The organism is Actinoplanes sp. NBRC 103695 (genome assembly GCF_030269485.1).
Lineage (GTDB): Bacteria > Actinomycetota > Actinomycetes > Mycobacteriales > Micromonosporaceae > Actinoplanes.
In genome coordinates this window covers 1-10283 of record NZ_BSTL01000075.1, presented here as the reverse complement: position 1 = coordinate 10283, position 10283 = coordinate 1, and the positions used below count along the sequence as shown (strand labels likewise).

Annotated in this window: 7 protein-coding genes and 4 pseudogenes; 8 read left to right on the top strand and 3 right to left on the bottom strand. The window is 66.5% G+C overall.

Annotated elements, in window-relative coordinates:
• Positions 1–568: 568 nt before the first annotated feature.
• Positions 569–1699: pseudogene (locus tag QSK31_RS48080) on the top strand (transposase); the annotation flags it as partial.
• 522 nt (positions 1700–2221) lie between these two features.
• On the opposite strand, the gene QSK31_RS48075 reads toward QSK31_RS48080, so the two are convergent.
• Positions 2222–2668: a MarR family winged helix-turn-helix transcriptional regulator gene (locus tag QSK31_RS48075; RefSeq protein WP_285691922.1), complete on the bottom strand. Its 447-nt coding sequence runs from the start codon at positions 2666–2668 to the stop codon at positions 2222–2224.
• Positions 2669–2823: 155 nt separating this feature from the next.
• On the opposite strand from QSK31_RS48075, the gene QSK31_RS48070 reads away from it, so the two are divergent.
• Positions 2824–3483: an NADPH-dependent FMN reductase gene (locus QSK31_RS48070; protein ID WP_352244851.1), complete on the top strand. Its 660-nt coding sequence runs from the start codon at positions 2824–2826 to the stop codon at positions 3481–3483.
• Between the two features lie 354 nt (positions 3484–3837).
• Positions 3838–4218: pseudogene (locus tag QSK31_RS49110) on the top strand (SDR family NAD(P)-dependent oxidoreductase); the annotation flags it as partial.
• 144 nt (positions 4219–4362) lie between these two features.
• Here the strand turns inward: QSK31_RS49110 and QSK31_RS48065 are convergent.
• A pseudogene (locus QSK31_RS48065) lies at positions 4363–4635 on the bottom strand (response regulator); the annotation flags it as partial.
• A 335-nt stretch (positions 4636–4970) separates the two neighbouring features.
• Between QSK31_RS48065 and QSK31_RS48060 the strand changes: the two are divergent.
• From QSK31_RS48060 to QSK31_RS48045, 4 genes and pseudogenes are all read left to right on the top strand, one after another.
• A complete protein-coding gene (locus QSK31_RS48060) occupies positions 4971–5957 on the top strand; it encodes an AraC family transcriptional regulator (protein ID WP_285691920.1) in 987 nt (328 codons plus the stop codon).
• 11 nt (positions 5958–5968) lie between these two features.
• Positions 5969–7354, top strand: a complete 1386-nt coding sequence (locus QSK31_RS48055) for a cytochrome P450 (protein WP_285691919.1) — start codon at positions 5969–5971, stop codon at positions 7352–7354.
• Positions 7355–8459: 1105 nt separating this feature from the next.
• Positions 8460–9284, top strand: a complete 825-nt coding sequence (locus QSK31_RS48050; protein WP_285691918.1) for a helix-turn-helix domain-containing protein — start codon at positions 8460–8462, stop codon at positions 9282–9284.
• Between the two features lie 122 nt (positions 9285–9406).
• Positions 9407–9703, top strand: a pseudogene (locus tag QSK31_RS48045) (helix-turn-helix domain-containing protein); the annotation flags it as partial.
• Here QSK31_RS48045 and QSK31_RS49105 read toward each other — a convergent pair.
• Entirely contained in the window at positions 9619–9942 is a 324-nt protein-coding gene (locus QSK31_RS49105; RefSeq protein WP_352244853.1) for a transposase, read from the bottom strand. The pseudogene QSK31_RS48045 and the gene QSK31_RS49105 overlap by 85 nt on opposite strands.
• Between QSK31_RS49105 and QSK31_RS48040 the strand changes: the two genes are divergently transcribed.
• The gene (locus QSK31_RS48040; RefSeq protein ID WP_285691917.1) at positions 9922–10044 is read left to right on the top strand and encodes a hypothetical protein; all 123 of its coding nucleotides are present in this window, start codon (positions 9922–9924) and stop codon (positions 10042–10044) included. The genes QSK31_RS49105 and QSK31_RS48040 overlap by 21 nt on opposite strands.
• Positions 10045–10283 lie beyond the last annotated feature (239 nt).

Genomic DNA, 10283 nt, shown 5'->3' with positions numbered 1-10283 from the left:
CGAACCCAAGGACACGGAAGGTGTCCGCGCCAAACTCAAACGCCTCGTCAAACGCCAGATCCTGACCGAGCCCGAGGCCGGGCTATTCACCCTCGCGACCCCCGCCGAGCCAACCAGAGCCCCCACCGCCAGCGCACCTGACTCCAGCCCCAACATGAAACCAACCTAAAGCGCGCTTATCGCCCTCTCAGGGCTGCTCCCACCCTCACCGGCGTCTCCCGGATCAGGCTGCCCTCAGCTTCACCCCACCGCTGCGACGGCACGGTGTCGAAGGCCTCTCACCTCCGCTCGATTCCAAGCGCCTCGTGGCGCACATGCGCCTCGGCCCAGTCATCTCCCACGAACAGCAACGCGTCTCCCCGTCTGCGGCACCAAATCTTCAGCAGCCAGAGGGAGAACTATCAGCGACCTAATGAAGCAGTGCTCACGCCAGCCAGCGGGCACGACATCCCATCAGCGATCAACTCTCCCGCCGACCAGCAAGGGCACGATCTTCCGTCAGGACTGACATCGTCCAGCACTTTCGAGTGCTCACTTGCCGGCGGCTACCAGCCAAGGAGTCTGCCGGATGGCTTACTCCCGGCACTCATTAGGCACTCTCAAGGTGCAGAGTACCGGCACGCGTCCGAAGGTTGTTGTCACTGGTGGTGCTCGTGGGGTGGTCGGTCATGCCGGCGTCCGGCTGCTCACCGATCTGGCTGACAAGACCGGGTTGCCCAGTGGTTTTGTTCAAGCGCTCGGGCTGGACCGGGTGCGCCGTTCAGCTTATGAGCCTGGCCGGGTCGCTGTTGATCTCGCGGTGCTGCTGGCTGGTGGCGGTGAGGCGATCAGCGATCTGGCGGTGTTGCGGCAGCAGCCTGGCCTGTTCGGGCCGGTGGCTTCGGACCCGACCGCGTGGCGGGTCCTCGACGCGATCGATGCTCCAGCTTTGGCGCGGTTGCGGGCGGCTCGTGCCGCCGCACGGGAATTGGCGTGGGCCCAGCTGCTGGAGACGCGCCGGAGATTGCCCTCGACCACGATCCTGGGCCGGGTGTTGCCGGGGTTCGTGCTGGACCTCGACGCGACGATCGTGCTCGCTCGTTCGGAGAAGGAATCGGCGACACCTACCTGGAAGGCGTCGTTCGGGTTCCACCCGCTGTTGTGTTTCCTGGACGCCACCGGTGAGGCACTGGCCGGGATGCTGCGCCCGGGTAACGCCGGCGGCAACACCGCCGCCGACCACATCACCGTGCTGGGCGAGGCCCTGCAGCAGATCCCCGAACCGCATCGTTATGGCAGCCCGATCCTCATCCGGTCCGATTCGGCGGCCAGCAGCCACGAGTTCCTCGCCCATGTCCGCAGCCTGCGTGAGCAGGGTGTGGTCACCGAGTTCTCCGTCGGGGTCGCGATCACCAAGCCGGTCCGGACCGCGATCACCGCCGCGCACGATTGGGTGGCGGCGCTCGACGGTGACGGCAGCCTGCGCGACGGCGCCGAAATCGTCGAGCTCACCGATCTGGCCGGCTCTGACCTGTTGGCGTCATTTCCGGCCGGCACGAGGCTGATCTGCCGCCGGGAACGTCCGCACCCGGGTGCGCAGCTGTCGCTGTTCGACACGATCAACGGCAAACGGCATCAGGTCTTCGCCACCGACACACCCCACGGTGGTGGCTCGATTCAGTTCCTCGAAGTCCGGCACCGCTGCCATGCTCGGGTCGACACGGAACCGCCGCACCAGCAACCGGACCATGGAGCAACCCGGCCTACGGCCGGGCGCCTCCGCCTGCCCACGGCCACAACATCAGGGCCAAACCCACCACGATCAGCACACCCGACCGACCAGTGTCAACGATTCTCGAAAATTGGTCTTCAGAGAGCGGCGACAACCAGACGGCTTACTGAAAGACGGAGGCTAGGCCGGTCAACGTCTTGTTCCGATCCCGCGGCGCCAGTAGACCGGTCAGATACCCACGAAACCCTCGCCGTTGCGCCAGCCGCGAGAACAACTCATCGAAACAGGCCGCGTAGTCCTCCAACGGACCCGCAGCCGGCGGACACACCGCACGAACCACCAGCACTCCACCCACCCGACGGCACCCTGCAGGGGATTACAACGCCGCCGAGCGGAAGAAGGTTACGAAGGCGACAAACCACCGCTAGTAGGACGCCGTGCAATGCGCCGACGATGGTAAGGCCGCGGAAAGTGTCCAGCGGGCGGCGTCTCTGTCCCCACTGGGCCCTTTCAGTCGCACTTAGGGGACAGTGTGGGGTGCTGATCGTTGTTGGTGTACTCGGAGTGATCCGCGCCGAGGGCAACGGGGCGATCGGCGCCGACCGCGCGCACCAACAGTTCGTGCAGGGTGGCGCGTTCCGCGGGGGTGAGTGCGCAAAGAATCTTGTCTTCGACTGCTGCGAGTCCCAGCTGGCCTGCCTGCAGTGCCGCCTTACCGTCTGGGGAGAGTTCGACGATGTGGCGTCGGCGGTCGGCCGGGTCGCGGCGGCGGATGGTGAGCCCCCGTTCTTCGAGATCGTTGAGTAGCCCGACGAGGTTGCTCGGATCCAGGCCGAGCAACTCCCCGAGCGCCTGCTGGCTCAGCGGCCCGTGGTCGTTGAGCACGGTGAGCGCGATCAGTTGCCGGTGGCGCAGATCGCCCGGCTCGGCTGATGCGTCCGCGGCGCGCCGACCCATGCGCGCGAGATGGACGATCAGCGGCATGGACTGGCTCTGGAAGGTCGACCGCGTGCTCTCCATGGACGACCACGATACCTTCTTCGTCAGTGATTGGCATTCTATAATGATTGCCCCTACGCTAACGGTCTATTGAACACAACGCGGAAGTACACATGTCCAGATTGAAGATCATCATGGGAACCACGCGCCCGACCAGGGCGGCGGATCGGGTGGCGCCGTGGGTGGCGTCCGTCGCCGACGCCCACGGGGGCTTCGACGTCGAAGTGCTGGACCTGCGGGACTGGCCCCTGCCGTTCTTCTCCGAGCACTTCGGCACCATCGGTGACATGAACGACCCGTCGTATTCCGAGCCGCTCGTGAAGGCGTGGAACTCCAAGATCAAGGATGCGGACGCATACCTCGTCGTGACCGGCGAGTACAACCACAGCATTCCCGGCGCCCTGAAGAACGCGATTGACTCGGTCTGGGCCTCCAACGCGTTCCGCAACAAGCCCGTGGCCGTCGTCGGCTACAGCGCCGGCGTGGGCGGTGGCATCCGGGCGATCGAGCACCTCGCCCAGATCGTGGTGGAGACGGAGGCGGTGCCCCTGCGCAACACGGTCGTCATTCCTTTCGTCAACGACGCGTTCGATGACGCTGGCCAGCCGGTGAGCCCGATGGCGAACGCGGCCCTCGAGGTCGTCCTCGACGATCTGGCGTGGTGGTCGACAGCCCTGGAGTACGCCCGTGCAGCCGGCGAGCTGGTGCCGGGCCGGGCCCGGCTCCGCGACGCAATGCTCAAAGCGGAAGCAGCCAAGGTCCCGGCGGCTTAGCTTCATCACCCACGGATTCGCACCGGCAGCCGGTGCCGGTCCAGCCTGCGAAAGCGAGAACTCCGTGTCTGATGCCCTTTCCGCCGCCGCCGCCGCATCCGCCGGCGCCGCGGACCTCGAACAGGCCGTGCCTCCGAAGGAGAGCGGTCAGCACCTCGACGACGCTGCCGCCGGCGAGGTCTGTGGTCCTCGATTCAGGCTGGGGTGTCGCATTGTTTCCGCTGGTCGCCGCGGCTGTCCCGAGTACGGCAACGATGAGGGCGAGGGGATGAATACGCGCAACGGCCACCGCTTGCGGTGCTCAGACATCTTGCTCCTCGAGGCTGACGGACCTGCTGACCATTCGGATCCCGGCTGGCGAATCCGGCGAAGGATCCGAAACAACGCCAGCACCGCGCCCGACTTCGAGTCGACGTCGACGTCGACGTCGACATCGCCGAGGCCCGCGCCGCACTCAACGTCGACGTCGTCGGCGCATGGGCGCTGGTCCAGGCGATGCGTCCGCTACTCGAGGCGGCACCCGCAGCGCGGGTGGTGAACATCACGAGCGGCGTATACCAGCAGATCGCCGCGGGTGCCGAGTTCTCACCGCAGGTGATGGCACCGGCGTATTCGTTCGCGAAGCACACGCTCAACATCCTCACCGCGACTCTCGCGGCGGCATTCCGCGGCACAAGCGTGCTTGTCAATGCTTTCGATCCCGGACGGGTAGCCACCCGCCCGGAATACGGGGAGGACGAAGAGGACCGGCAGGCGTCGGAGAGCGCCGTGGGTTGCGTGGGTGGCGACCCTACCGGCAGACGGGCCGACCGGTGGTGTCTTCTACGACGGCGAACCTCTCACCTGAGCCAATTGGCGTACCCGCCTCTGCAACCCGTACGCCTGCAACGCGGCGAATGTCTCCCGGTCGGTGTCGAACCGTCGTCAGGACCAGCACGCGCCGCCGCGGGCCGGCGGCTCAGACATGCCGGGTCGCGGCCACCCCGTCAAGATCGGCATCCGCAAGTCCATCACCACGACCTCGGCCTCGGTACTCCTCAACAGCCGCGGCGCATCGGCGCCGTCGTCGGCCTCACCGACGACCGTCATTTCCGGCTGCCGGTCAAGCACCATGCGGAACCCGGCCCGCACCCGGTGCTTGAACCTCGGCATCCAGGACGCGGCCAACCTCGGCTGGAAACTCTGGCTGCCGTGCTGCGCGGCGGCGCCCGGACACACTGCTCGGCACCTACCACGAAGAGCGGGATGCGGCGGCTGCCGGGCTCGTTCGTCTGCGGCAGTTCGACCAGTACCGCATTCATCTGGCGCGTTGGCGTACCAGTGGGCCCACCGAAGGCGTCCGTATCAACGCGGCGCGCCTGTATTACCCACATCTGGCACTGGATGGGATTGGCGGGAACTGCCACAACAGTGGCGCCCTCTGCTAGTGCTAGGAACCCCACACCGCCCCTACCGTTGCAAGTGACTCATCCGAGAAAGGACGGTCTGTGACCACAGGCTTCTATACCGTCAACTCGACGACCGGCGCGGTTCTGGCGGACCTCGGTCTACCGGTCGGGCCGGTGCTGCATGCCGCGGGGATGCCTGAGGACCTGCTGCTCAACCCGCAGGTGTCGCTTACTCCCGAGCAGTTCTACCGGTGCTGGTACGCCGCCGAGGCGATCTCCGGCGACTCCGCGTTCGGGGTTTCGCTCGCGGCGAAGCTGAGTGCGGAGTCGTTCCAGGCTCCGATTTTCGCCGCGCTGTGCAGCCCCGACCTCGCGCACGCCGCACGGCGGTTGGCCAAGTATAAACGCCTGCTCGGCCCGCAGCGGCTCATCGTCGAGGCGGACGGCGCCGGTCTACACGTGACGACCGTGATGCCACCGGAGCCGACACCCCCGACAAGTCTGGTCGCCTACGAGCTGACATTCTGGGTGGCGCTGGCCCGCCTGGGCATCCGGACCCGGGTGGTTCCGGCCCGGCTGACCATGCCGGATCCGCCGGATGCCGAGGCCTATCCGGAATACCTGGGACAGCACATCGAGAACGGGACGTCGGTGACCGTGACGTTCACGTCGCTCGATGCCCGACGCCCGTTCCTGACCGCGAGCGATGCGATGTGGCAGGTTTTCGACGCCGACCTTCGACGTCGGCTGGCCGACCTGGACCGGGTAGAGACGACCACCACCCGGGTCCGCGCCGCACTGTTGGAACTGCTGCCCGCGGGAGCCGCCACCGCGCTACAGGTGTCCCGGCGGCTAGCGATGAGCAGCCGTACCCTTCAACGCCGACTGGCGCTGGAAGACACCACGTTTCAGGCCGTACTCGAAGACGTACGCCTCAGCCTCGCCCGGCACTACCTGGCCCAGCCCGAGGTCTCCATCCCTGAAATGGCACTCCTGCTCGGCTACGACGAGCCCAGTTCGTTCTACCGGGCGTTCCATCGCTGGTCCGGAACCACGCCGCAGCGGGCCCGGACCGCGACCGCTTGACGAGGAGTTCCATGTTGCACACCCTTTCGGGGCCGCGCCCTCTGCCGCTGCTGGGCAACCTACTGGGGTTAGTACGCGGCGGTGCCCCGCACCGAGTACTCGAACGATGGGCCGACGAGTACGGGCCGACGTTCAGAATCCGGCTCGGCCCGAGACCCGTCGTCGTCACCGGCGACCAGCAGCACGTCGACTTCATCTTGCGTCAGCGTCCGCAGGCGTTCCGCCGGTCGCGATCGACCGCGGAAGTCTTCGAGGAACTCGTGCCGCACAGTGTCTTCACCGCCGAGGGCGAGCGGTGGAGCCGGCTGCGCAAAGTGGTCACTCAGTCGTTACGTGCCTCCTACCTCCAGCAGTACTTCGCCACCATCACCACGGCGACCGAGCGGCTGTTGCGCGGCTGGCACGGCTTCGCCGCGTCTGGGGCACCGATCGACGTTCTCGACCAGATGACCCGGTACACCCTCGATGTGGTCGCCGAGCTTTCCCTGGGCCACGACCTCAACTCACTGGAAGACAGGGGGGACGGTCTGCATCGAAGGCTACCGATGCTGATGTCGGCACTCACCCGACGGCTGTTGACGCCAATCCCGTACTGGCGGTATGTGAAGCTTCCGCAGGACCGCCGTCTGGACGCAACCGTACGCGAGTTGCGGGCGGTAGTGAGAACGAACTTCGACCGCGCGCGGGCCCGGATGAACGCAGGTGGTGAGCCGTCGAACTTCCTCGAAGCGTTGGTGATCCCTCTCGCGGACGAGCCGAGCATCACCGACGATGAGGTGTTCGGCAACGTGCTCACCATGCTGCTGGCCGGCGAGGACACCACCTCGTCGTCGGCCGCGTGGGCACTGCACTTCCTCGCCGAGTACCCGGAGGTGCACGCCCGGGTCCGCGCCGAGGCCGACGAGGTGCTCGGGGATCGGCGGCTGCCCGGCGACGTCGCGACGGTGGGGCGGCTGAGCTACGCCGAAGCCGTCGTCAAGGAAGCCCTGCGGCTGAAGCCGGTTGTGCCGTTCCTCAGCTTCCATCCCATCCGAAGCGTGATGCTCACCGGCGGCGACGGGCGCGAGCTGCATCTAGACGACGACACCGAGGTGATGTTGCTGCCCTCCTACGGCGCACGCCGCGACGTCGAACGGTTCCCGGAGCCCGACGAGTTCCGCCCGCAGCGATGGCTGGAAGGCAGGCTCCCGGCGGAGGCGTTGCCGTTCGCCCCGTTCGGTGGCGGCCCGCGGTTCTGCCCCGGCCGCAATCTGGCCATGATCGAGGCCGCCATGGTGACCTCGGCGGTGGCCCGCACCTTCGATCTCGCCCCGGACCGGTCGGCCGGACCGGTTACCGAAGGCCTGAGCTTCGCAATGGTCCCGCGAGGCTTGCACCTGATTGCACGCGACCGTTGAACCCCTCCCGAGGAAACGTGGACACCACTCCGCGGCACGCCATGCATTCCACGCGCTGCTCGACGCCGATGCCGCCACGTGCCCTACCAGGTGACTGTTCGAAAGGCACAACGTTGTAGCGCGTTTGCTGGCCGGGAGCCGCTAGATCAATCAGAAGCCGAGCAGTTTCTCGCAGGAGGCAAGGAATGAAGATCTTCGTCATCGGGCGGATCCGGCTACCTCGGGTGTCCCCTGATCGGACGATTCACCCGGCAGGACACGCCGTCACGGCACTGACTCGCTCGGCCGAGGCCGCCAAGAGAATCACCCGAAAAGTCGCAACGCCGATCGATGATCCCTCAAGGACGTGTCGGTCTTGAGGGAGGCTGCCATCCACGCCGACGCTGTAGTCCACACTACGGTCGACCACAGCGTTACCGCCGACGTGGTCGAAACCGAGCGCGCGGCCGTCATCGCCGCTGGCAGCCGGGCCGCCGCAGCAAACACAAACAAGCCGTTCCGCAAGGCAGCTGCGGCGCTGGGCGCACGACACGACCAAGTAACGACGTCCGGATACCGCTCTGCCCAGCTGACCGCGTGCAGCGGGGAAGAATCCACACCTCGCACTGATCCTGCGCCCATTCGTATTAATGCCCGTCATCACAGCAACGCCAGCGTGGAAAACATACCGGGAAGGCGGTTGAAGGGCACGTACGCGGTGGCCCTGGATGGACCACCCCTGTCCGGAGACACTGGCTGACTGGGCGATGGTGGGGAGAGGTCTTCCATGGCCCGTACTGCCATGCCTGCACGACGCTCTCAACCTGTGCGTCAATACCAGCGACGTCACGTTGCTCACCATGCCCAAGCTCACCTGGACAGCAGCGGCAAGCAACGGCGGGAGATCGATTACGTCGAGCGCAGCGCGTCTGAACCCGGCGAGGCAAGCTGCGCATCCACGCCCGTTCATGAACGCGGGCCCTCGTTCAGAGGCGGTTATCCGGTGCGTCCTACGACGTTGCTATGCAGCGACCCATCCCGCGAGAGCGCCATCGCCGGCGGCGTTGCGGGGTGCAGGGGTTCCGGGAAGCATAGATGGCGCCCGAGAAACCTGCCCTGGCTGGAAGTGCTGTCCGTCCACGCGCCGGACTACACCCATCCGGAATTCGTTCTCAACCGGGCACACACGTTCACCATCACCTTTGGCGACACCGCCCCGCCCTTGCGATACCGAGGCAAGGAATATCCACCGGCAGCCGCCGGAACGGTCACCGTGGTGCAACCCGATGAAGTCGTTCAGTCGCTGCTCACCGGTCCCACCGCGGCCTACTTCGCCACCTTCGCCCTGTTGGACCCACAACCATTGCTGGATGTCACCGCAGACGGGGAACTACCCATTTTCGATCGGCTCACCTACACCGATCGTGATTTGTTCAGCGGATTCGCCATGCTGCACACCGCTCTGACCGACGGTACGGATGACACAACACTCCGGTCGATGTTCGCATCTGTGCTGGCAAGGCTGGTCAGCCGGCACGCGACCGCCGCCCGCGCCACCTCCGAGGCGCATCGCCCCGCAGCCCTGCGACAAGTGCGGCAGACACTAAGCGAGCGGCTGGACACCAACATCGGCCTCGACGAACTTGCCGCCGCGGCCGGGTACAGCCGCCATCATCTGTTGCGCCGGTTCCGGCAAGCCTACGGAGTTCCGCCACATCGATACCGCACCCTACTAAGGCTCGCCACCGCAAGACCGCTGCTAGCCCAGGGCGTGTCCGCGACAGAAGTGGCGGCACGCTTGGGCTACTACGATCAAAGCCAGCTCAACCGGCACTTCAGGGAGGCCTTGGGCATCAGCGCCGGCGCGTACGCCCGAGCCGATGCAGACGCCCCGTCCGCGACTACGAACGTCTCCCCGAACACCACGCCGCCATCGTGCAATGGTCAATGAGCCCTTTTCAACCTGATCTTGCAGGTCAGTGAGGGTAGGCGGGGGCCGGAGATCGATGGGGGCGAGTCTCCCGGCAAGACAGCAAATCGACCAAAACCCGATGCCCCAACCGGGAGCTCGCCATGCTGTCTTACGCGTCCACGATTTCGTTGTCCAGCCGGACCCTCAACCACCTCGCCGACCGTATCCGCGGCCACCGCAACCATCGCCGATCCAGGTGGCGGCGCCTCGACCCAGGACGGCAGGCCCTGCTCGCCCTGGCTCACCTGCGCAACGGCGACACCTACACCCGGCTGGCCGCCGGGTTCGAGATCGGCGTGAGTACCGCCTGGCGTTACGTCCGAGAAGCGGTCGCCCTGCTCGCCGAAGCCGCCGACGACCCGCACACGGCCATGGAACGGATTCGCCGGCTGGCGTACGCGAACGCGGCGGCGTGACCGTCGCCGGTGGCCCGGCGGCGGTCGTAGTGGGCTCGCGCGCCGGGTGACTGGTTGAGTGCCGATAGTCCCCAGGTGAAGCCGACCGCGGCGAGTCGGTCGTTCTTGATCCGGCGTTGCGAGACGACCAGGCTCCGGCCGGATGCGCGTGTCACCGGGGCCGCGCCGGCGAAGCCCTTCAGTGATCGCGCGTCGGTGAAGTGGGTGCGGTCGTCGCCGATCTCAGCGAGCAGCCGGGCGCCGGCCTGGGCGGCAATGCCGGGGAAACTTGTGATGATCTCGTGGTCCGGGTGCTGCTGGAAAGCCGTCTCGACGGCTGCTGAAAGGTAGTCGACGCTCTCACGTTTCGTGGTCAGACTGGCGAGCAGCCGTAGTGCCTGGGCACCCATAGCCTGCTCGACGAGTGGGTTCTGACGCAGGTGGGGTCGGCGCAGAAGGTCGCGTCCGCTGGCGTGGTGTAAGAGGCGGCCAGCGCTGATCCGTGTGGGTTGATGTTAGGCGGCTATCTCGGCGGGTTCGAGGTCGGGTTGGGTGTCTTGGCTGGTGGTGATGGGTGTGAGGC

Coding starts and splice junctions, on each gene's coding strand:
- QSK31_RS48075 (WP_285691922.1), bottom strand. CDS start 2,668: ATGGGTCGGCGCGCCGCGGACGCATCAGCCGAGCCGGGCGATCTGCGC.
- QSK31_RS48070 (WP_352244851.1), top strand. CDS start 2,824: ATGTCCAGATTGAAGATCATCATGGGAACCACGCGCCCGACCAGGGCG.
- QSK31_RS48055 (WP_285691919.1), top strand. CDS start 5,969: ATGTTGCACACCCTTTCGGGGCCGCGCCCTCTGCCGCTGCTGGGCAAC.